The sequence below is a fragment of the Photobacterium sp. J15 genome (assembly GCF_963870815.1).
Lineage (GTDB): Bacteria > Pseudomonadota > Gammaproteobacteria > Enterobacterales > Vibrionaceae > Photobacterium > Photobacterium marinum.
Map to the genome: position 1 here is coordinate 457924 of NZ_CAWMUI010000001.1, position 23221 is coordinate 481144.

A 23221-nucleotide genomic window follows, 5' to 3' on the forward strand; every position below is an offset into this window, starting at 1 on the left:
TTGTTTTAATCCTTTCTTCTTTGAATGTTATTTCTGAACATCAAAACTTAAACTGGCTAACCAGACTGGTTAGCTGATCAGCTTTTTGTTTTAGCTGGTTACAGTCACTTGCAGTCTGTTCAACCATGTTGTCACTCTGATGAGCAATGTCAGCAATGCTGGCAACGTGAGGGGATATTTCATTCACCACATTGGATTGCTGGCTGGTCGCAGAGGCGATCTGCATGTTGATGGCATTCATTTCATTGACGCTAACGGAAATGGCTGTGAGCTGGTGTTCTGACTGGGTGGCTTCATTTTGGCAGCTTTTACCCAGTTCGAGGCTGGTGGTCAGTGCATTGACGACAGCATCCGTGCGCTGTTGCAGTTTCTCTATGATTTGGCGAATTTCCTCGGTCGACTCCTTGCTTCGCGACGCCAGGGTTCTGACTTCATCTGCCACCACAGCAAACCCGCGTCCCTGCTCACCGGCTCGTGCGGCTTCAATCGCGGCATTGAGCGCCAGCAGGTTGGTTTGCTCTGAAACGCTGCTGATCACGTCAAGAACTGTGTCGATAGAGCCGGCATCATGAACCAGTTGAGTGACAACCTCGTTAGTACTGCTCAGCTGTTGATTCATATTCTCGACGCTGGCCAGAGTTGCTGTCACTGACTGATGACCGGTTTCAATGGCTTGAGTGGCAGATTTTGCACTGGCAGCAGCACCGTCAGCACTTTGTGCGACTTCATCTGAGCTGGCCCCCATTTCGTGGACAGCTGTTGCAACCTGTTCAATCTGGCTGGTCTGGTTCTTGATTTCCTGCTCCATTGAACTGGCCAGTTGATTGACGTTCTCAATGGAGTCTGAGATCTCCTTACCTGTCTCAGAGACGTTCTGTAGTAGGCCACTAAGGTATTCAACGAACTGGTTGTAACCTTTGGCTATCTGGCCGACTTCATCATGTCGCGCATCATCCAGCCTCTGGGTTAGGTCACCACCGCCGCGGCCGATATTTTCCAGTAGTTGCGCCACCCGGGCAAAAGGTGAGAGCAGCTTGTTGGTAGACCAGGCTACAACGGGAATGAAAACAGCCGCAATAGCCAGTGCCATCAGGATCATATTCAGGCTGAAGCTGTCCAGATAAGCCATTACTTCTTTTCTGGGTACCTGGCTGATCAGTGTCCAGCCGATAGATGGCATCGCTTTGGCACCAATGACCTGTGGATTGCCTTCGATATCGATTTCCAGCACCGTTGGGGTGTTAGTGTTAAGCAGGGACTGGTAATCGCGGATCCCCAAATCTGCGAGTGATTGTCCAATAAACTGTTTTTGCGGGTGGGCTTTGATGATGCCTTGTCCGTCGACCAGAAAGACAATACCGCTGTCACCAATTCGGTACTGGCTGATCAGCTCTGCAATACTGTCGAGTGTCAGCCCTATGCCAGCTACTCCGATCCGGCGGCCATTACTGAGCACGGCATAATTGACAAACAGGGTCGGTATCCCTGTTGCCCCTTCGGTATCAATGGTCAGCTCGAAGGGCTTATTTGAGCGAATGAATTGATAGAACCACTGTTCGCTGGCATTCGCTGGGTTCATGATTTTTAGTACACCTTCAGGATAATAGTAGGTATGGTCATCGGCAGAGACAAAGTAAGCGCTAATCGCGCCGAACTCCTGCTTTACATCAGCCAGGAAGGCGGCAATCTCCTCTGTTGCAGCTTGGCTTGTGTATTGAGTGAAAAGAGGTGAAACGGCGAGAGTTTGCGAGGCGGTAACCGGTACGGTGAGCTGGGCATGTAAATCATTACTTACTTCTCCCATTACTGCAGGCAGTTCGCGGTGGAAGGTTTTGTCGATAAGAATGTTCCAGCTTGAATGGTAGGAATAGGTTCCCATCGTGGTAATGATCACCAAGGCGGCAATGACTGTTGCCAAGATAGCTTTATTTCTTATTGTGAGCTTCACCATATACTCCTGTTATGGTTTGACTGAATGACGTGGCGATGTCTGAAGATTGCTATCGAAAAGAGGAGGATGGACTGACAGTTTGTGGTGCACTATTTGTTATTATTAAGATTGATGCGTGGCTATCACCTGATTGAAGCATTGCTCTGCGACTTATCATGGACACCCGATAGCATATTCCTCAGTATTAGGTGCCAGAGAATATAGTGCGTTTTTTGTTCAAACCGAGACTGTATCGACACAATCATCAAAAAGGAAATGCCTGCATTTCCATATTGTGAAGTTGGTAAAATCAGATGGTGAATTAAATATCAATGTAAACACATGAAGGTTTTTATCGATATTGAAAAAGTACACAACGGTTATTTCTGGATATTGGTATGACAGAGATTTGACTAAAACAGCGGAAATTTAATTACTATTGTCGTATCTTTTTAATATCAAAACTAAATCTGCGCCCGGCAATATCATTTGTTTGTCAGAAAGCAGACCTCCTGCTTGACAACTTTTTTGTCTCATACGTACACTTTGCGGTGGGATTTTGCGGGATAAGCTGTTTAGTAACGATAAACATGTGTGCTTTATTGCTTAAAGCCTTTCGTTGGCAGGCAATCTCCTCCTTTAAATACACACTTTTTCAACCGGGGCTGCATTTGCAACTGTGCGTTCCTGGTGAGCTACATAACAGCTGAATTTATTTCTATGTCTGAACAATTTGAGCACGTTTCCGTTCTGCTCCACGAATCTGTTGATGGTCTGGCGATCAAACCTGATGGTATCTATATTGATGGTACTTTCGGACGAGGTGGCCACAGCCGTTTAATCTTGTCACAACTGGGTGAAAATGGCCGTCTGTACAGTATCGACCGCGACCCGCAGGCTATTGCCGAAGCACAGAAAATCGATGATCCGCGTTTTACTATCATCCACGGTCCTTTTTCTGGTATGGAAAAATACATGGAAGAACGCGATCTGATTGGTCGTGTTGATGGTGTTTTACTGGATCTGGGCGTATCGTCGCCTCAGCTGGATGATGCAGAGCGCGGCTTCAGCTTTATGCGTGACGGTCCGCTGGATATGCGTATGGATCCGACATCCGGCGTATCAGCGGCTGAATGGCTGGCTGAAGCGGATGCCGATGATATCGCCTGGGTGCTGAAAGAGTTTGGTGAAGAGCGCTTTGCTAAGCGTATCGCCCGTGGCATCGTGGCTTATCGTGAAAATGAAGAGAATGAACCGCTGACTCGCACTCTTCAGCTGGCAAAACTGATTGCTGAAGTCTCGCCGTTCCGTGATAAGCACAAGCACCCGGCTACCCGTAGTTTCCAGGCTATCCGTATTTACATCAACAGTGAGCTGGAAGAAATTGATACAGCACTACATGGTGCATTGAACGTACTGGCTCCAGAGGGTCGCTTGTCAGTGATCAGTTTCCACTCGCTGGAAGACCGTATGGTGAAGCGTTTTATCCGTAAGCAGAGTAAAGGACCAGAAGTACCAGCTGGTTTGCCTCTGACTGAAGATCAAATTAAAGCACTTGGTTCTGCGGCACTGAAGCCGGTTGGTAAGGCGATTAAACCGTCACAAAGTGAAATTGGCGGCAATGCCCGCTCTCGTAGCTCAGTATTACGTCTGGCTGAACGTCTATGAATTCAGTACCGGAACCAACTGACAACCTTGCCCGCCAGATCGCACGGGATCTCGTGTCGGTTGGCCGGGTGCCGTTGATCCTGTTGGTTCTGGTGCTTATTTCTGCCCTGGGTGTTGTTTTGATCACCCATCATTCCCGACAGTTAATTGCTCAGCAGGAGCAACTGTTGATCGAACGGGATCAGTTGGACATCGAATGGCGGAACCAGATTCTGGAAGAAAACTCACTTGCGGAGCACAGTCGGATTGAACGGCTGGCAGAGAAGGAGTTGGAGATGAAACGTCCTTCCGTAGACAGTGAAGTCGTCGTGCAGTAAGAGATTTGATGAAGATATTTAAGCGTCAACAATCTAAGAATCAGCGTCGCCAGAAAGCGCCACCGGTTTTTATCCCGTGGCGCTTTGGTGTTATTTGCGCTTGCGTTGCTCTGGCTGTGCTCGCGTTAGTCGGGCGCGCTGCGTACATCCAGGTTCTGGAACCGGGCAAATTGATTCAGGAAGGGGACATGCGCTCCCTTCGGGTCAAAGCTATGCCTTCTGCCCGCGGTATGATCTCTGATCGTAACGGTGAATCACTGGCGGTCAGTGTTCCGGTTCAGGCTGTTTGGGCCGATCCTGTACAGATTTTCAAAAATGGTGGTCTTGAACAGCAAGACCGCTGGTATGCGCTGGCGGATGTGTTGGGGCTGGAGCGTCGCCAGTTGTTGTCCCACATTGAAAAGAACAAACAGCGTCGTTTTATCTACCTGCAGCGCCAGGTGAGCCCGGCGATGGCGGCTTACGTCGGTAAGCTGAAACTGCCGGGAGTTGGCCTTAAAGATGAGTCACGCCGTTTTTATCCTGCCGGTGAAGTCAGTGCCCACCTGATTGGGGTGACAGGTATCGACAGTCATGGCCTTGAAGGGGTTGAACGGACCTATGACGGTTGGCTGACCGGAGAGCCAGGACGTCGCACCGTACGTAAAGACCGCTATGGCCGGGTTGTTGAGAATATCTCCCTTAAGCAAAGAGAGCCGGGTAAGCCGCTGATATTGAGTATCGACCAGCGCCTTCAGGCTGTTGCTTACCGCGCCGTTAAACAGGCGGTTGCTGATTACCGTGCAACGTCAGCCACCATTGTGATGGTGGATGTTCGTACCGGTGAAATTATGGCAATGGTGAATGCTCCATCTTATAACCCGAATAACCGGGATCAGCTTCAGAGTTTCCGGATGCGTAACCGTGCCATTACTGATGCCATGGAGCCGGGCTCGACTATTAAACCGTTTGTGGTACTGGCGGCGATGGAAAATGGTGTCGCTGATGAGGATACCATTATCGATACTGGCAACGGCATTATGCAGGTTGGCGGTAGCCGGGTACGTGACGTATCTAAAGTCGGTAAAGCCAATCTGGCCCGGATCCTCCAGAAGTCCAGTAACATCGGGGTCAGTAAGCTGTCACTGGCGATGCCGGTCGATGCGGTGCTGGGAATGTACAGCAGTGTCGGGTTGGGAGATGCCTCCGGGATTAACCTGATCGGTGAAGCGCAGGGATTCTTCCCGGATCGTCGTCGCTGGTCTGATTTTGAACGTGCAACCCTGGCCTTTGGTTACGGTATTTCGGTGACGCCAATCCAGCTGGCCCGAGCTTATGCCACGTTAGGTTCGATCGGGATTAACCGTCCGCTGTCGATCTTGAAAACAGAACAAATTGTACCGGGGCGTCAGATCGCATCGGTTGAAAATACCCGCAAACTTTTGAATATGCTGGAAATGGTAACTGGCAAAGATGGTAGTGCCAAACGTGCAGCCGTGCCCGGGTACCGCGTTGGTGCCAAAACGGGTACCGCAAAGAAAGCCGCTGCCGGTGGTTACAGCGATGAATATGTCGCGATGACTGCTGGTCTGGCTCCGATCAGTAACCCGCGTATTGCGATGGTGGTGGTCGTCAATGAGCCGCAGGGCGATAAATATTATGGTGGTGCCATTGCAGCACCGATCTTCTCGGAAGTGATGGAAAGTGCACTTCAGATCCTGAATGTGCCGCCGGATGCCGGGACAAATGAAAAATTAAATATTGTACACAACAGAGGCAATGCGCATGCCGGTACTTAATCAGAATAATCAACTGGGAGCCTTGTTGTCTCCATGGATTGCAGCCGAGGCGTTGCCTGCCGGACTGGCCGAACTTGAACTGGCCGGTATGACGTTAGACAGCCGTCAGGTACGTAGCGGCGAAGTGTTTGTTGCCGTTAAAGGACATGCGGTTGACGGACGTCGGTTTATTCCCGCAGCGATTGAATCTGGGGCCGCTGTAATACTGGCCGAGGCAGAGGGCGTTGCTGAACATGGTGAAGTAACCTGTCAGGATGGCATTGCAATCATTTATCTGCGTGATTTAGGGGCGCTGCTATCGGCTGTGGCCCGCCGCTTTTATGGTATGCCGGATGAAAAGCTTAAGCTGGTCGCGGTAACCGGCACTAACGGTAAAACGACAATCAGCCAGTTGCTGGCACAGTGGGCGCAGTTACTGAATTACCGCGCCGGAGTGATGGGCACGACTGGAAATGGTTTATTGGAGCAGCTAAAGCCTGCTGTAAACACAACCGGTAGTGCGATTGAAATTGCGCAGGTGCTGTCTGAGCTGGTCAATGACGGTGCGGATTTTGCCGCCATGGAGGTTTCTTCCCATGGCTTGGTTCAGGGGCGGGTTAAGGCCCTGAATTTTGCCGCCAGTATTTTCACTAATTTAAGCCGTGATCACCTGGATTATCACGGTGACATGGCCGCTTATGCCGAAGCGAAAAAATTGCTGTTTACCGAACACCACGCAGGCATTGCCGTGATTAATGCCGATGATCCTGTTGGGCGTGACTGGCTGGTAACGCTGCCTCAGGCGGTAGCTGTTACGAGCGATAAAGCCTCTCTGGCGCAGCATCAGGGCCCGGCTCTGTGGCTGGAAGATGTGGTCTACAGCACACAAGGTGTCACAGTAGCGTTTAACTCAACTTGGGGAGCTGGTCAGTTTACCGCGCCTTTGGTTGGTTCATTTAATGTCATGAATCTGATGCTGGCACTGGCAACCTTGCTGGCAATGGGTCATCCGCTTGAGCGCCTGGTGGAAACCGCACCACAGCTTCAGGCGGTGATTGGCCGGATGGAGGTTTTTCAGAAAACTGACAAACCTATGATGGTTGTTGATTATGCTCATACACCAGATGCACTGGAAAAAGCGCTGCATGCCCTGCGTGTGCACTGCGACGGAAAATTATGGTGTATTTTCGGCTGTGGTGGTGACCGTGATACAGGCAAGCGCCCGATGATGGCGGCAATTGCTGAAAACCTGGCCGATAAAGTGATCCTGACCGATGACAACCCGCGCAGTGAAGACCCGGCGCTGATTGTTACAGATATGCTGGCGGGCCTGAAGCAGCCCGCATTAGCCAAAGTGCTCCATGACCGCCGTGAGGCTTGTCAGTGGGCACTAACTCAAGCTGGCTCTGAAGATATTGTTCTGGTGGCTGGTAAAGGTCATGAGGATTACCAGATTCTGGCGGATCGCACAATTCATTACTCAGATCGCGAGACAGTGCAGGCATTACTGGAGAATGACGCATGATTGAAGTTCAGCTTTCGCAACTGGCAAAAGTTTTAGGTGCCGAGTTGATCGGTGATGACAGAACGATTGCCGATGTCTCGACAGACACCCGTAAAATTGCTGATAAAACGTTATTTATCGCGCTTAAAGGTGAGCGTTTTGATGCCCATGACTTCTGCCAGACAGCAATGGACAATGGCGCTGACGCGCTGTTGGTAAGCAGGCACTTACCTGTTGCGTTGCCTCAGCTGGTGGTCGCGGATACCCGTTTGGCATTAGGTCAGCTGGGGGCCTGGGTGAAGCTGCAAATGGAACAGCAATGTGGCCTGAAAACCCTGGCGCTGACCGGCAGTTGTGGCAAAACCACGGTTAAGGAAATGGCCGCGGCTATCCTGGCTCGCAAAGGAAAAGTGTTGGCGACGGCAGGCAACTTCAACAATGATATCGGCGTTCCTTTGACTCTGCTGCGCCTGACTCCTGAGCATGAATTTGCGGTGATTGAGCTGGGAGCTAACCATCAGCATGAAATTTCCTACACCACGAATCTGGTGAAGCCTCAGGTTGCCTTAATTAACAACCTGGCAGCAGCACACCTTGAAGGTTTTGGTTCACTTAAAGGGGTTGCCAAGGCAAAAGGCGAAATCTTTGAAGGCCTTACACCGCTTGCTTCTGCTGATATCAGCCAGGCGACGGCGGTGATTAATCTGGACTCTAACGATCAGGCGCTTTGGCAACCATTGCTGGCTGATCATAAGGTTGTGACGTTTTCAGCGACTCAGGCTGCGGCCGACTTCTCAGCTAGTGACATTATTATTAACAGTCAGGGGCGCGCTTGTTTTACAATGCACACCCCTTGCGGTGATGTATCTGTCGCACTGACTATGCCTGGCGTTCATAATGTGGCAAATGCCCTGGCGGCGGCGGCATTGGCTATTGCGCAGGGCGTGACACTTGAGCAGGTTAAAACCGGCCTAGAGCTGGTTGAAAATGTTAAAGGCCGGGTAGAGGTTACCCAACCTCGCGAAGGCTTGCGCCTGATTGATGATACATACAATGCTAGTGTGGCATCGGTAAAGGCGGCGATTGATTTGCTGGCGACTTTCTCCGGTCAGCGCTGGTTTGTGCTGGGTGATATGGCTGAGCTGGGAGAGGACAGCGCGGCTTTGCACCGTGAAGTTGCCGAGTACGCCATGGGTAAATCACTGGATCGTGTACTGACTTACGGTAAAGCCAGTGCAGTGGTCAGTGAGTTGAACCACGGCCGACATTTTGATGATAAGTCAGCGTTAATCCAACAACTGACTGAACAACTTAATTCACAAAAAACAGAAGTTACAGTGCTGGCAAAAGGGGCTCGCAGCTCCCGGATGGAAGACGTCATTGTCGCACTGCAGGAAAACACACAATGATTTATTGGTTAGCTGACGTATTACAGTCTACGTTTCCCTTTTTCCGCTTGTTTGAGTACCTGACGTTCCGCGCGATCATCAGTATCCTGACAGCATTGCTGCTCTCTTTGTGGATGGGACCGCGCCTGATCGCACGCCTGCAAATGTTGCAGATTGGCCAGGTTGTTCGTAACGAAGGTCCAGAGTCTCACTTCAGTAAGCGTGGTACCCCGACAATGGGCGGGCTTATGATCCTGGCTGCCATATCAATCACGGTTCTGCTTTGGTGTGATCTGTCCAACCCGTACGTTTGGGCGGTACTGACAGTCATGCTTGGTTATGGTGCTGTCGGTTTTGTCGATGATTACCGTAAAGTAGTGCGTAAAAATACTGATGGCCTGATCGCGCGCTGGAAATATTTCTGGCAGTCAGTGATTGCATTCGGTGTGGCGTTTGCCTTGTATGTGCATGGGCAGGATACCGCAGCGACTCAGCTGGTTGTGCCGTTCTTTAAAGATGTTATGCCGCAGCTTGGTCTGTTCTACATCATTCTGACTTATTTTGTCATCGTCGGTACCAGTAATGCCGTTAACCTGACAGACGGCCTGGACGGTCTGGCAATTATGCCAACCGTGATGGTTGCTGCCGGTATGGCATTTATTGCCTGGGCGACAGGTAACGTTAACTTCGCGAACTACCTGCATATTCCGTATCTGAAAGATGCCAGTGAACTGGTTATCGTCTGTACCGCGATTGTCGGTGCGGGTCTTGGCTTTTTGTGGTTCAACACTTATCCAGCACAGGTATTTATGGGCGATGTAGGTTCGTTGGCACTTGGTGGGGCGCTGGGTACCATTGCTGTGCTGGTTCGTCAGGAACTGCTGCTGGTTGTGATGGGCGGTGTATTCGTAATGGAAACTGTATCTGTGATCCTGCAGGTGGGTTCTTACAAGTTGCGTGGTCAGCGTATTTTCCGTATGGCACCTATCCATCACCACTACGAGCTAAAAGGCTGGCCGGAGCCGCGCGTAATTGTCCGTTTCTGGATCATTACTCTTATGTTGGTTTTGATTGCCCTGGCAACACTGAAGGTACGTTAAATGAAAGGCTTGGATGGTGTGAAAAACGTTGTGGTAATCGGTCTGGGAATGACAGGCCTGTCGGTGGTGAAGCATTTGCTGCGTTTGCCACAGCCACTGGATATTAAAGTGATCGACACCCGCAGCACGCCACCAGGCCAGGATCAATTGCCGGAATCGGTAGCACTTTGCAGCGGTCAGTGGAGTATGGACTGGTTGCTGGCTGCCGATATGATTGTCGCCAGTCCAGGTATTGCGCTGGCAACACCGGAACTCGTGCAGGCAGCCGAAGCTGGCATTGAAATTGTTGGCGATATCGAGCTGTTTGCCCGCGCCGTAACCAAGCCTGTGGTGGCGATTACCGGCTCTAACGGTAAAAGCACCGTCACCAGCTTAGTTGGCGAAATGGCTAAAGAAGCCGGTATCAATGTCGGTGTTGGCGGTAATATCGGTTTTGCCGCTTTGGATATGCTGGCTCAGGATCACGACCTTTACGTACTTGAGCTGTCGAGCTTTCAGCTGGAAACAACATCATCCCTGAAACTCAAAGCAGCGGTATACCTGAACCTTTCTGAAGATCACATGGATCGTTATAACGGTCTGGAAGATTACAGTCAGGCCAAGATGCGTATTTTCCGCCACGCAGAACTGGCGGTATTTAATCGCGATGATTTGGCAACACGCCCGGTTGATTTTTATGGTGCTATGACCAGCTTCGGTTTTGATTCTGAAGCTTACGGATTGGTTACGGTAAATGGCGAAGAGTATCTTGCCGTTGACCAGCAGCCGGTAATGGTGACAAGCCAGATCGCTCTGGTTGGTCGTCATAATGTCGCCAACAGCCTGGCGGCTTTAGCTTTGGCAGATGCTGCTGGTATCGGTCATGATGCCGCATGTCGGGCTCTTCAGCGTTATAATGGCTTGGCACACCGCTGTCAGTTGGTGGCAAACCATCAGGATGTGCGGTGGGTGAATGATTCTAAGGCGACCAACCTTGCCAGTACCCTGGCAGCCCTGAAAGGACTGAACCTGTCAGGTAAGCTGCACCTTTTAGTTGGTGGTGACGGAAAAGGCGCTGATTTTTCTGAACTAAAGCCAGTATTGGCTAATCTTAACGTACAGCTTTACTGTTATGGCCGGGATGGCCATCATTTCGCTTCGCTTGTTGAAGCACCGTTATCGGTAGAAACCATGGAGCAGGCAATGCAAATAGCGGCAGATACAGCCCAGGCCGGAGACATGGTATTGCTCTCACCGGCTTGCGCCAGTTTTGATCAGTACCCCAACTTTATGGCACGGGGCGATGCTTTTGTCGCGCTGGCTAACGAACTGCAGTATAAAGTCGCCGGAGCAAATTAATGCTGGAGCAGATCAAGGAGAATTGGTCTGCGGTCAGTGACTGGTTCACCCGACCTGCAGCACCATGCATGTATGATCGCCAGCTGGTTTGGATTGCGCTGGCATTAATGGTTACCGGACTGGTGATGGTGACATCGGCTTCAGTGCCGGTAGCAACCCGTCTTACGGATATGCCGTTTTATTTTGCCCTGCGCCACGGCGTATTTCTCCTTTGTTCACTGGTTATTGCCAGTGTGATGGTACAGATCCCGCTGGCCCGCTGGCGTCAACTCAGTGTGCCTATGTTGCTGGTGTCCATTGTCTTGTTGATAGCTGTATTGGCGGTGGGGCGTTCTGTTAACGGCGCATCACGCTGGATCCCGCTGGGGATTTTTAACCTCCAGCCGGCAGAGGTTGCCAAGCTGTCGTTGTTTATCTTCCTGGCCGGTTACTTGGTACGCCAGTATGATCAGGTTCGCGATAGTTTCTATGGCTTCATCAAGCCTTTGATTGTGCTTGGTATTCTCGCTTTTTTACTGTTGCAGCAGCCGGACTTGGGATCGTTCGTAGTGATGTTTGTCACCACGGTTGGGATGCTATTTATCGCTGGAGCCAGGTTGTGGCAGTTTCTTGCGATGCTGGCAATGGCGGTAATGGGAATTATCCTGCTGATCGTTTTCGAACCCTACCGTATGCGGCGAGTGACCTCATTTATGGATCCCTGGGAAGACCCGTTCGGTAGTGGCTATCAGTTGACTCAGTCACTGATGGCGTTCGGCCGGGGGGACTGGTTAGGACAAGGGCTAGGTAACTCAATTCAAAAGCTGGAATACTTGCCTGAAGCGCATACCGACTTTGTATTTGCGGTATTGGCAGAGGAAGTCGGGCTGTTAGGTGTTACGATTGTTATTATGCTATTGTTTGCACTTGTTTTTAAGGCCCTGTTTATTGGACGACGCTGTCTGCAGACCGGCCAGCTGTTTGGCGGTTTTCTGGCTTTCGGCTTTGGTTTCTGGTTTGCCTTCCAGACATTGGTCAATGTTGGGGCGGCGGCCGGGTTGGTGCCGACGAAAGGCCTTACTTTGCCACTGATCAGTTACGGTGGCTCCAGTTTATTTATTATGGCAACGGCGGTTGCCATTTTGATTCGAATCGATCATGAACAGCGATTAGCTGCCAGATATGGTCCTGCGGAAGATTTAGAAGAAAACGAAGAAAATGAAGAAGAATAAACGTTTACTGGTGATGGCCGGCGGTACCGGCGGCCATGTTTTTCCCGGGCTGGCTGTGGCCAAGAAACTTCAGGAAGAAGGATGGGAAATCCGCTGGCTCGGCACGGCTGACCGGATGGAGGCCGATCTGGTCCCTAAGCATGGTATCGAGATAGATTTCATCAAAGTGAAAGGCTTGCGTGGCCAAGGCGTTGCACGCCTGTTAGCTGCACCATTCAAGATTGTCGGTGCAATTATGCAAGCCCGGAAATATATCAAAGCCTGGCAGCCGGATGTGGTGTTAGGTATGGGCGGCTATGTCAGCGGACCGGGTGGCGTAGCAGCCTGGCTATCCGGTGTGCCGGTTGTCTTGCACGAGCAAAATGCAGTTGCCGGTTTGACTAACCAATGGTTGTCACGAATTGCGGCCAAAGTACTGCAGGCATTCCCAGGGGCATTTCCTGGCCGAGAGGTTGTCGGCAACCCGGTACGTAACGATGTCACTGTACTGCCTCTTCCTGACGAGCGTTTTGCGGATCGTAAGGGGCCAGTTCGGATTCTGGTGATGGGCGGTAGCCAGGGCGCGCGTATCCTCAATCAGACCATGCCAGAAGTCGCCGCTTTACTTGGTGAACACGTTACTATCTGGCATCAGGCCGGTAAAGGCAGTCAGCTGGAAACCGAGCAGGCTTATGCTGCGAAAACCGATGTTCCACATAAGGTGACAGAGTTTATTGATGATGTTGCCCAGGCGTATAACTGGGCTGACATTGTGGTATGTCGCTCCGGTGCACTGACAGTGTCAGAACTGTCTGCGGCTGGTGTTGGCGCCATTTTTATTCCTTTTATGCACAAAGATCGCCAGCAGGCCCTGAACGCAGACCATTTGGTCAAGTGTGGTGCCGCAAGGATGATTGAGCAGCCGGATCTGACCGTTCAAGGTTTGGCCGATGAATTAAAACAATTAGACCGTGATGCGCTTGTACAGATGGCAACGGCAGCACGCGATGCAGCGATCCTCGATGCTGACGCCCGGGTGGCCGATGTCATTAAGTCGCTGGCAAACAAATAAGACGAGACAGAGTGATGAGTAAACTGGATAACCAGCAGCTAGCCAAAATTCGAACCATGGTGCCAGAGATGCGCCGAGTTGAGCGTATTCACTTTGTTGGGATCGGCGGTGCCGGAATGAGTGGTATCGCAGAAGTACTGATTAATGAAGGCTACCGCATCAGTGGTTCAGATCTGGCACCGAATGCGGTGACAGAGCGTCTGACGGCAAAAGGAGCGGACATTTTCTTTGGCCATGCCGAGGATAATGTTCGTGGTGCCAGTGTGGTTGTCGTGTCGACAGCAATTGCCGCTGAAAACCCGGAACTACTGGCTGCACGCGAGCTTCGGATCCCGGTTGTCCGTCGGGCGGAAATGCTGGCTGAACTAATGCGCTACCGCCACGGTATTGCTATTGCCGGCACTCACGGAAAGACAACCACTACTGCGCTGGTTACCCAGATTTACTCTGAGGCAGATCTGGATCCGACATTTGTGAACGGTGGGCTGGTTAAAAGTGCCGGTACCAATGCGCGCCTTGGTTCAAGCCGTTACCTGATTGCGGAAGCGGATGAAAGCGATGCTTCGTTCCTGCACCTGCAACCTATGGTGTGTGTGGTGACCAACATTGAAGCCGACCATATGGAAACTTATGGTGGTGATTTTGAGGTACTTAAGCAGACTTTCATCGATTTCCTCCATAATTTGCCGTTTTATGGTTTGGCGGTGATGTGTATTGATGATCCGGTGATCCGTGAATTGTTGCCGCAAATTGGCCGTCAGGTGATTACCTATGGTTTCTCAGAAGATGCTGATGTACGTCTGGTTGATTATGACCAGCGCGGACAGCAGGGACACTTCTCAATACTACGTAAAGGGAAACCTGCGCTGAAGGTAAAACTGAATATTCCTGGTCGCCATAATGCCCTAAATGCAACGGCTGCCGTTGCCGTGGCTACCGAAGAAGGCGTTGAGGATGAGGCGATTATCCGTGCTCTGGCTGAGTTCGAAGGTACAGGCCGTCGCTTTGATCACTTGGGTGAGTATGAGACTGGCAATGGTAAGGTAATGTTGGTCGATGATTATGGTCACCACCCGAGCGAAGTGGATGTGACAATTAAGGCGGCACGTGCCGGTTGGGAAGAAAAACGCCTGGTGATGGTGTTCCAGCCTCACCGCTACAGTCGCACTCGTGATCTGTATGAAGACTTTGCGAATGTTCTTGAACAGGTTGATGTGCTGGTGATGCTTGATGTTTATCCGGCAGGTGAGAAGCCGATTGCCGGTGCTGATGGCCGCTCTCTTTGCCGCACTATTCGCGGACGCGGCAAGATTGATCCGATTTTTGTGCCGCACAGTGATGCTTTGCCGTCGGCACTGGCCAATATTATTCAGGAAGGCGACTTGGTATTGACACAGGGAGCCGGTGATGTCGGCAAAATTGCACGAAAACTGGCTGAAATGAAGCTGGATATCTCAGTAATGAGTGAAAACTAAGGCGAAACCCTAAAAAGTTGCGTTAAAGGCATAAACTTTGCATGTTTTTCAGGCGGCAAAGTGTCCTGATCAGGAGCTGTTATCTGATTTTGCTCGAAGGATATGTAAGGAAAAATCCAACAATAGTTGGAGTGCTGCGGGTTGGTCGGTATAATCGATCAACTTTGTGTGCTCCTGCCTGATAGTCCAAAGCGCCAAAATCTGTTCTAAATGGTTAATTTTAGAAGAGAAAGTAGCTGCTAAGGTAAGGTAAACGTACAAAAATATGGCTGATGCAGTCTTGAATAAAGAATCCCTGCCATTTTCAATGACAAAAGGTCAGTGGGGGGGATTGGCATTTTTCCTGTTCATTATCGGGTTTATTGTTTGGCTGTTTAGTGCGGCAATAAACTGGATGACAGATGCTAACCGCTTGCCGCTTTCTCAACTAGTGATTCAGGGAGAGTTGCATTATCTGAGTACGGAGGACGTCCGTCAGGCAATATTGCAACTGGATCACATGGGAAGCTTCATGACCCAGAATGTGAATGAAATTCAGCATGTTCTGGAAGACTTACCCTGGGTGGCAAGGGCATCAGTTCGAAAACAGTGGCCAGAAACAATCAAAGTGTTTCTGGTTGAGCATCAGCCGGCAGCGGTATGGAACCAGCGATACCTGGTAAATACCAACGGTGATGTGTTTCAGGCTCCGGCACAGCAGGTTAACGGGCAAAATCTGGTTGAACTGACCGGGCCGGAAAACAGCAGCCGGGAAATGCTGGCTGCGCTGCAGGAGATGCAACCCAGATTACAGTTTGCCGGGTTTGATATTGCTACATTGGCGTTTAATGAACGTCGGGCCTGGCGAATATGGTTAACAAACGGAGTTCGGCTTGAAGTGGGCCGAGAAGCCAGGATGGAGCGTCTGGAACGGTTTATCCGGCTGTATCCGGAATTAGAACAGCAGGGAAAAGCCATTGAGTATGTAGACATGCGCTACGATACCGGGGCTGCTGTAGGGTGGAAAGTGATTCCTGAATAATACCGGGCTGAAGCTGATCCGGGCGACAGCCTGGCGGTAATGGCGGGTATAACGATAAGAGCGTGCGCTAATGACGAAGGCGGCAGATAAGAAACTCATAGTTGGCCTGGATATCGGTACTTCCAAAGTATGTGCTTTGGTTGGGGAAGTGTTGCCAGATGGCGGCGTGAACGTCATCGGTGTTGGCAGCAGCCCGTCACGGGGAATGGATAAAGGCGGGGTCAATGACCTTGAGTCTGTGGTGAAGTCGGTTCAGCGTGCAGTCGATCAGGCTGAACTGATGGCTGATTGCCAGATTTCCTCAGTGTTTTTATCGTTATCAGGCAAACATATACGTTGCCAGACAGAGAAAGGCATGGTGCCTATTTCTGACAAAGAGGTAACGCAGGATGACGTTGATAATGTTATTCATACAGCGAAATCCGTAAAAATTAGCGACGAACACCGAACTTTGCATGTAATTCCTCAGGAATTTGCTATTGATTATCAAGAGGGAATTAAAAACCCTGTTGGTTTATCAGGCGTTCGCATGGAAGCAAGTGTACATTTGATTACCTGTCACAATGACATGGCTCGGAATATCGTCAAGGCAGTGGAGCGCTGCGGCTTAAAGGTCGATCAGCTGATCTTCTCCGGTCTTGCAGCCAGCCATGCCGTGCTTACCGCTGACGAGCGCGAACTGGGTGTTTGTGTGGTCGATATCGGTGGTGGGACCATGGACCTTGCGGTCTGGACTGGCGGCGCGCTTCGCCATGCTGAAGTGATCCCTTATGCCGGTAATGTTGTTACCAGTGATATTGCCTACGCATTTGGCACGCCACCGGGCGATGCTGAAGAAATCAAAGTAAAATACGGCTGTGCACTGAGTGAGCTGGTAAGCAAAGATGAAAAAGTGGATGTTCCTAGTGTAGGTGGACGTCCATCCCGCAGCTTGCAGAGACAGACTTTAGCTGAAGTCATTGAACCCCGGTACAGTGAACTTTTGGGTCTGGTTAATCAGAAACTGTTGGAAATACAAGAACAACTGCGTAATGCGGGCGTAAAACACCATTTGGCTGCAGGCATTGTCCTCACCGGAGGCTCTGCGCAAATGGAAGGTTTGATTGAATGTGCCGAGCGAGTGTTTCGCAACCAGGTACGAATTGGTCAGCCGCTGGAGCTTAGTGGCCTGACTGATTATGTCCAGTCACCGCATTATGCAACTGCAGTAGGTTTGCTGCATTACGGAAAGGACAGTCAGACATTCGATGAGAATGATTTGGAGCCGAAACGTTCGGTTTCCGGTATCTTCTCAAAAATCAGTGGCTGGCTAAGAAAAGAATTTTAAAACCTGATGCGAACAGGAAAGACGGAGAGAACAAATGTTTGAACCGATGATGGAAATGTCTGATGAGGCAGTAATTAAGGTCGTTGGCGTTGGTGGCGGTGGCGGTAACGCTGTCGATCACATGGTACGTGAATCGATTGAAGGCGTTGAGTTTATCAGTGTAAATACCGATGCTCAGGCTCTTCGTAAGAGCAGTGTTAATACGGTTATCCAGATTGGTGGTGATATCACTAAAGGTTTGGGTGCCGGTGCTAACCCTCAGGTTGGTCGTGATTCGGCTCTTGAGGATCGTGAAGCGATCAAATCTGAGCTTCAGGGTTCTGACATGGTCTTTATCGCTGCTGGTATGGGTGGCGGTACAGGTACTGGTGCTGCGCCAATCATTGCTGAAGTAGCAAAAGAGCTGGGTATTCTGACCGTTGCGGTTGTGACTAAGCCATTCAGCTTTGAAGGCAAGAAGCGTATGGCGTTTGCTGAGCAGGGTATCGAGGAGCTTTCTAAGCACGTTGACTCTCTGATCACAATACCAAACGAAAAACTGCTGAAGGTACTTGGCCGCGGTATTACGCTGCTGGATGCTTTCGCTAAGGCGAACGACGTACTGAAGAACGCAGTACAGGGTATTGCAGAGCTGATCACTCGTCCGGGTATGATCAACGTCGACTTTGCTGACGTTCGTACCGTGATGTCTGAGATGGGCCACGCTATGATGGGTAGCGGTGTTGCTACTGGTGACGACCGTGCTGAGGAAGCCGCTGAAATGGCAATCTCAAGCCCACTGCTGGAAGATATTGATCTGGCTGGTGCTCGTGGCGTACTGGTTAACATTACTGCTGGCCTGGACATGCGTCTTGACGAATTTGAAACTGTGGGTAACACAGTGAAAGCATTCGCTTCGGACAATGCGACCGTAGTTATCGGTACATCTCTGGATCCTGAAATGACTGATGAGCTGCGTGTAACTGTTGTAGCGACAGGTATTGGTAAAGAGACTAAGCCAGACATTACTCTGGTAACAAGCTCGAAGCCGGTTCAGGCTGTTGCTCAAGAAAAACCAGCAGCACCTGCAGCTCCGGCTGTAGAAGAAACTAAACCTGCACCATTGACTCAGCAGTCACCTGCTGCTGAAAACAATGTGCAGTCATCGTCTTCTTCTGCTGCGCCGAAATCTAAGCCTCAAGCTGATCACGATTACCTGGATATTCCTGCATTTTTGCGTAAGCAGGCTGACTAAGCCAACGCAAACTATTTGGGTTATCAAGTAATCAGTGGTATAATATCTGCCCATTTTCGATTTTTTGTCGTCAGTGGGCCGATGAATTGGCTATAAGCAATAAATAGTTGAGAAGAGCAGATGATTAGACAACGTACACTAAAAAGCATTGTGCAAACGACTGGGGTGGGCCTTCACTCTGGGCGTAAAGTGACGCTTATTCTTCGTCCTGCCGCAGCAAATACCGGTGTTATTTACCGTCGTACTGACCTGAATCCACCTGTCGATTTTCCGGCAAATGCTGATTCTGTTCGTGACACAATGCTGTGTACCGCCCTCGTTAACGAGGAAGGCGTACGAATCTCGACTGTTGAGCACCTGAACGCAGCATTGGCGGGCATGGGTATCGATAACGTGATTATCGAAGTCGATGCGCCTGAAATTCCGATCATGGATGGCAGTGCCAGCCCGTTCATTTATCTGCTGCAATCTGCCGGTATTGATACGCTGAACGCACCTAAGCGATTCCTGCGTATTAAGAAACCTGTTCGCGTCGAAGATGGCGACAAATGGGCAGAACTGCGTCCGCATAATGGTTTCCGCCTTGATTTCGCTATCGATTTCAATCACCCGGCGATTCAATCAGAGCAGCAGCGTTTGGTGCTGGATTTCTCCAGCCAGTCATTCGTAAAAGATATCAGCCGTGCACGTACTTTTGGTTTCATGCGTGATATCGAGTACTTACAGTCACAGAACCTGTGTCTGGGTGGTAGTTTTGATAACGCCATTGTTCTGGATGATTACCGCATCCTTAATGATGAAGGCCTACGTTTCGATAATGAGCTGGTAACACACAAAGTACTGGATGCCATCGGTGACCTGTACATGTGTGGTCACAATATTATCGGTGAAATGTGTGCGTATAAGTCCGGCCATGCCCTGAACAACAAACTGCTACGCGCAGTGCTTGCTGATCAGGAAGCTTATGAGTGGTCTACTTTCCAGGAAGAGAACGAAGTACCAGTTACTTTTGCTCAGCCTGGTATGGTATTAGCGTAAGCTCAACAGTGAAGCAGCTAAGCTGTCAGATTTAAAAAAACGCCGGACATTGTCCGGCGTTTTTGTTTTTGGGGGATGAGCCATATGCGGTTGGAATGTGACTGCTTTTATTTGTCTCGCTCCTCACGCCTACCTTTCAGGATTTTCTTTCTTTTTAGCCGAAAGTGCAGCCAGTCGCTCCAGCCTGGCTTTTACTTTAGCCGGTGCATTTTGTGCGGTGGAAAGCAGATATTGAGCGGCCTGCTGAGATATCGGCTTTTGTACAATATCCGGTGTTTTGTCTTGTGCTTTCTGTTCCACAGCCGCTAGGGCCGGGTTCACTTTCACTTCTATATCTGCCAGATTAGGTAGTAGCTTTTCCCTAAGTTTACGGATCAGGTTATTACGCTCATAGTTTAGTCGCATCGACCAGGCCGCAGAGGCAGTTTCGATGATCAGGTTTCCCTGGCGGTAGTTGGCAACCCGGCAGTGTTCTGCACAGTTCAAGTGTTCCTTGACGGCTTTGTTGAGTTTACTCAACGCAATAGCACGTTGCTGGATGTTGCCTAACTGGCTGTCATCAAGCAGGCTGGCTGTAGATTGGGGACGATGGTCGCGCATTACACTCTGTTCCTAATCATGATTTAGGGCTAAGTTCTAATTTTTCGCATATGAAAAGCAAGTCACCTGCATTAACCATAGGCGGCTTCGTTAATATGTCTTATTATACCAAGTCTATTGAAAGGCTGGATAAAGAATGCCTTCAGTAGCAATGGCATGTATGCCTGGCAGCCAAGAGCTGCTACTGTCGGTAAGGTGCCGCCATGAAGCAAATCGTTAGTATTGTTTTTGGGTTCCCCTTGAAATTGCTCAGGGTGACCACAATATCAACTGAATAACCCTTGTTTTTCGTGTCGGCTTCTGTTGTCACACTTGTGGCGGATTCAGACGGGACAGGGATGAGCATACCAGCTGACTAAGTTTGGTATACACCCGGTTATGAAACCCAGATTAAGCGATTCAGCCAGTACTGAAGCTGAAATAACAAAGAGAAAACGGCATCGCCATGTTATCAAAACTACTGACCAAAGTTATCGGTAGCCGTAACGACCGCACCCTGCGTCGTATGCGCAAAATTGTTGACCAAATCAATAAGCTAGAACCTCAATTCGAAAGCCTGCAAGATGAGGAACTGAAAGCCAAAACCGTTGAGTTCCGTGAGCGTTTGGAACAGGGCGAAACCCTGGACCAACTTCTTCCTGAAGCTTTTGCCACAGTTCGTGAAGCGTCCAAGCGTGTCTTTGGTATGCGCCACTTCGACGTTCAGATGATCGGTGGTATGGTGCTGAATAACTGCCAAATCGCTGAGATGCGTACCGGTGAAGGTAAAACCCTAACCGCAACCCTGCCTGCATATCTGAATGCACTGACAGGTAAAGGTGTTCACATTGTAACCGTGAACGACTACTTGGCTGCTCGTGACGCAGAAACCAACCGTCCGCTATTTGAATTCTTGGGCATGACTGTTGGTGTTAACGTACCTAATATGCCGCCACAGACAAAGAAAGAAGCTTACGCGGCAGATGTTCTTTACGGTACTAACAATGAATTTGGTTTTGACTACCTTCGTGACAACATGGCATTCCGTCCGGAAGATCGTGTTCAGCGCGAGCGTTTCTTTGCTGTAGTCGATGAGGTGGACTCCATTCTGATCGATGAAGCCCGAACTCCGCTGATTATTTCTGGTCCGGCTGAAGACAGCTCTGAGCTGTACACCAAGATCAATACCCTGATCCCTAGCCTTCAAAAGCAGGATCAGGAAGATACAGAAGAATATCGCGGCGACGGCCACTACACCGTTGACGAAAAGGCCAAGCAGGCTTACCTGACTGAAACCGGTCAGGAGTATGTTGAAGAGCTGCTGAAACAAAAAGGCATGATGGAAGAAGACGATACTCTGTATTCGCCAGCTAATATCAGTCTACTGCACCACGTTCATGCTGCTCTGCGCGCCCATGTTCTGTTTGAGCGTGATGTTGACTACATCGTGAAAGACGATGAAGTGATCATTGTTGATGAGCACACAGGTCGAACTATGCCGGGTCGTCGCTGGTCTGAAGGTCTTCACCAGGCTGTAGAAGCCAAAGAAGGCGTGAAGATCCAGAATGAAAACCAGACGCTGGCATCGATCACATTCCAGAATTATTTCCGTCTGTATAGCAAACTGTCTGGTATGACAGGTACGGCGGATACTGAAGCCTTCGAATTCCAGTCTATCTACGGTCTTGAGACTGTGGTTATCCCGACCAACAAACCTATGGTTCGTCAGGATATGGGTGATCTGGTTTACATGACAGAGCGTGAGAAGTTTGCTGCCATCATCGATGATATTGTCGAGCGTGTTGGCCGCGGCCAGCCGGTATTGGTTGGTACTGTTTCGATCGAGAAGTCTGAACTGCTATCGAATGAGCTGAAGCGTAAAGGTATTAAGCACCAGGTTCTGAATGCTAAGTTCCACGAAATGGAAGCGGACATTGTTGCTCAGGCTGGTCAGACTGGCTCAGTAACTATCGCTACCAACATGGCTGGTCGTGGTACGGATATCGTACTGGGCGGTTCATGGCAGAATGAAGTCGCGAAGCTGGAAAACCCGACTGACGAGCAGGTTGCGAAGATTAAAGAAAGCTGGAAAGAAGAACACGATGCGGTTCTGGCTGCTGGTGGCCTTCATATTATTGGTACAGAGCGCCATGAATCTCGCCGTATCGATAACCAGCTACGTGGTCGTTCAGGTCGTCAGGGTGACCAGGGTTCATCTCGTTTCTATCTGTCGATGGAAGATGGCCTGATGCGTATCTTTGCTTCTGATCGTGTATCTAACATGATGAAGAAGCTGGGTATGGAAGAAGGTGAAGCGATCGAGCACCCATGGGTAACCAAGGCGATTGAAAACGCTCAGCGTAAAGTTGAAAGCCGTAACTTCGATATTCGTAAGCAGCTGCTTGAATTCGATGATGTAGCTAACGATCAGCGTAAAGTTGTTTACGAACTGCGTGATGAGCTGATGAATGCGGAAGACATCAGCGAGATGATTGAGCAGAACCGTGATGATGTCATTCAGTCTGTTATCGATGGTCACATTCCACAGCAGTCGCTTGAAGAAATGTGGGATATTGCTGGCCTGGAAGAGCGCCTGCGTAAAGATTTTGACCTTGAATTGCCAATCCAGGAATGGCTGGACAGCGAAGAGAAGCTTTACGAAGAAGCACTGCGTGAGCGTATTGTCGAGAAAGCAGTTGAAATTTACCGTCAGAAAGAAGAAGTGGTAGGTGCTCCGGTACTGCGCAACTTCGAGAAGACGGTTATGCTGCAGAACCTGGATACGCTGTGGAAAGAGCATCTAGCTGCGATGGATCACCTGCGTCAAGGTATCCACCTGCGTGGTTACGCTCAGAAGAACCCTAAACAGGAATATAAGCGCGAGTCGTTCGAACTGTTTGAAGACATGCTGGATAACCTGAAAGCGGACGTTATCGCGATCCTGAGTAAGGTTCGTGTACAACAGCAAGAAGAAGTTGAGCGTATGGAAGAAGAGCGTCGCCGTCAGGCTGAAGAGCTTGCCCGTCGCCAGCAGTTCCAGCACCAGAATGCGCAGAGCCAGATTGCTGATGAAAGCGAAGACGGAGCGGAAGGTAAAGAGTCTACTCCATACCAGCGTGGTGAGCGTAAAGTAGGCCGTAATGAGCCTTGCCCATGTGGTTCTGGTAAGAAATATAAGCAGTGTCACGGAAAACTGAGCTAATTGATTCGGTTTACAGCTTTGATACAGTAAGAAGGCCGCTTATGCGGCCTTTTTTACAATAATCAAATAGGGGATGAATGT

17 protein-coding genes are annotated in these 23221 nt (G+C 50.0%); 15 read left to right on the top strand and 2 right to left on the bottom strand.

Features of this window, described 5'->3' with window-relative positions:
• Positions 1 to 40 precede the first annotated feature (40 nt).
• Complete coding sequence (locus tag AACQ93_RS02225; protein ID WP_064601857.1) at positions 41 to 1951, bottom strand: methyl-accepting chemotaxis protein; 1911 nt, start codon at positions 1949 to 1951, stop codon at positions 41 to 43.
• 699 nt (positions 1952 to 2650) lie between these two features.
• Here AACQ93_RS02225 and rsmH point away from each other — a divergent pair.
• From rsmH to lpxC, 14 genes are all read left to right on the top strand, one after another.
• The gene (rsmH, locus tag AACQ93_RS02230) at positions 2651 to 3598 is read left to right on the top strand and encodes a 16S rRNA (cytosine(1402)-N(4))-methyltransferase RsmH (protein WP_064601859.1); all 948 of its coding nucleotides are present in this window, start codon (positions 2651 to 2653) and stop codon (positions 3596 to 3598) included.
• Entirely contained in the window at positions 3595 to 3915 is a 321-nt protein-coding gene (gene ftsL / locus AACQ93_RS02235; RefSeq protein ID WP_007464393.1) for a cell division protein FtsL, read from the top strand. The genes rsmH and ftsL overlap by 4 nt, the downstream gene beginning before the upstream one ends.
• A gap of 8 nt (positions 3916 to 3923) precedes the next feature.
• Positions 3924 to 5693, top strand: coding sequence for a penicillin-binding transpeptidase domain-containing protein (locus tag AACQ93_RS02240; protein WP_064601861.1), 1770 nt, complete (start codon positions 3924 to 3926; stop codon positions 5691 to 5693).
• Positions 5680 to 7197: a UDP-N-acetylmuramoyl-L-alanyl-D-glutamate--2,6-diaminopimelate ligase gene (murE, locus tag AACQ93_RS02245; RefSeq protein ID WP_064601863.1), complete on the top strand. Its 1518-nt coding sequence runs from the start codon at positions 5680 to 5682 to the stop codon at positions 7195 to 7197. The genes AACQ93_RS02240 and murE overlap by 14 nt, the downstream gene beginning before the upstream one ends.
• Positions 7194 to 8585, top strand: coding sequence for a UDP-N-acetylmuramoyl-tripeptide--D-alanyl-D-alanine ligase (gene murF, locus AACQ93_RS02250; RefSeq protein ID WP_064601864.1), 1392 nt, complete (start codon positions 7194 to 7196; stop codon positions 8583 to 8585). The genes murE and murF overlap by 4 nt, the downstream gene beginning before the upstream one ends.
• Entirely contained in the window at positions 8582 to 9664 is a 1083-nt protein-coding gene (mraY, locus tag AACQ93_RS02255) for a phospho-N-acetylmuramoyl-pentapeptide-transferase (RefSeq protein WP_007464402.1), read from the top strand. The genes murF and mraY overlap by 4 nt, the downstream gene beginning before the upstream one ends.
• Positions 9665 to 11002, top strand: coding sequence for a UDP-N-acetylmuramoyl-L-alanine--D-glutamate ligase (gene murD / locus AACQ93_RS02260; protein ID WP_064601866.1), 1338 nt, complete (start codon positions 9665 to 9667; stop codon positions 11000 to 11002). It abuts the gene before it with no gap.
• Entirely contained in the window at positions 11002 to 12213 is a 1212-nt protein-coding gene (ftsW, locus tag AACQ93_RS02265; RefSeq protein ID WP_007464406.1) for a cell division protein FtsW, read from the top strand. The genes murD and ftsW overlap by 1 nt, the downstream gene beginning before the upstream one ends.
• On the top strand, positions 12200 to 13264 hold the full coding sequence (gene murG / locus AACQ93_RS02270; RefSeq protein WP_064601868.1) for an undecaprenyldiphospho-muramoylpentapeptide beta-N-acetylglucosaminyltransferase: 1065 nt from the start codon (positions 12200 to 12202) through the stop codon (positions 13262 to 13264). The genes ftsW and murG overlap by 14 nt, the downstream gene beginning before the upstream one ends.
• 14 nt (positions 13265 to 13278) lie before the next feature.
• Positions 13279 to 14739, top strand: a complete 1461-nt coding sequence (gene murC / locus AACQ93_RS02275) for a UDP-N-acetylmuramate--L-alanine ligase (protein ID WP_064601869.1) — start codon at positions 13279 to 13281, stop codon at positions 14737 to 14739.
• Positions 14740 to 15004: 265 nt separating this feature from the next.
• The gene (locus AACQ93_RS02280) at positions 15005 to 15760 is read left to right on the top strand and encodes a cell division protein FtsQ/DivIB (RefSeq protein WP_064601871.1); all 756 of its coding nucleotides are present in this window, start codon (positions 15005 to 15007) and stop codon (positions 15758 to 15760) included.
• Between the two features lie 70 nt (positions 15761 to 15830).
• Positions 15831 to 17087, top strand: coding sequence for a cell division protein FtsA (ftsA, locus tag AACQ93_RS02285; protein ID WP_007464414.1), 1257 nt, complete (start codon positions 15831 to 15833; stop codon positions 17085 to 17087).
• Positions 17088 to 17121: 34 nt separating this feature from the next.
• The gene (gene ftsZ / locus AACQ93_RS02290) at positions 17122 to 18321 is read left to right on the top strand and encodes a cell division protein FtsZ (protein WP_064601873.1); all 1200 of its coding nucleotides are present in this window, start codon (positions 17122 to 17124) and stop codon (positions 18319 to 18321) included.
• 120 nt (positions 18322 to 18441) lie between these two features.
• Positions 18442 to 19359, top strand: a complete 918-nt coding sequence (gene lpxC, locus AACQ93_RS02295; RefSeq protein WP_036799242.1) for a UDP-3-O-acyl-N-acetylglucosamine deacetylase — start codon at positions 18442 to 18444, stop codon at positions 19357 to 19359.
• Between the two features lie 129 nt (positions 19360 to 19488).
• Here the strand turns inward: lpxC and AACQ93_RS02300 are convergent, their stop codons facing one another.
• Positions 19489 to 19959 carry a DUF721 domain-containing protein gene (locus AACQ93_RS02300; protein ID WP_064601875.1) on the bottom strand — a complete coding sequence of 157 codons (471 nt, stop codon included), beginning with the start codon at positions 19957 to 19959 and terminating at the stop codon, positions 19489 to 19491.
• A 445-nt stretch (positions 19960 to 20404) separates the two neighbouring features.
• On the opposite strand from AACQ93_RS02300, the gene secA reads away from it, so the two are divergent.
• The gene (gene secA, locus AACQ93_RS02305) at positions 20405 to 23140 is read left to right on the top strand and encodes a preprotein translocase subunit SecA (protein WP_064601877.1); all 2736 of its coding nucleotides are present in this window, start codon (positions 20405 to 20407) and stop codon (positions 23138 to 23140) included.
• The last annotated feature ends 81 nt before the right edge of the window (positions 23141 to 23221 follow it).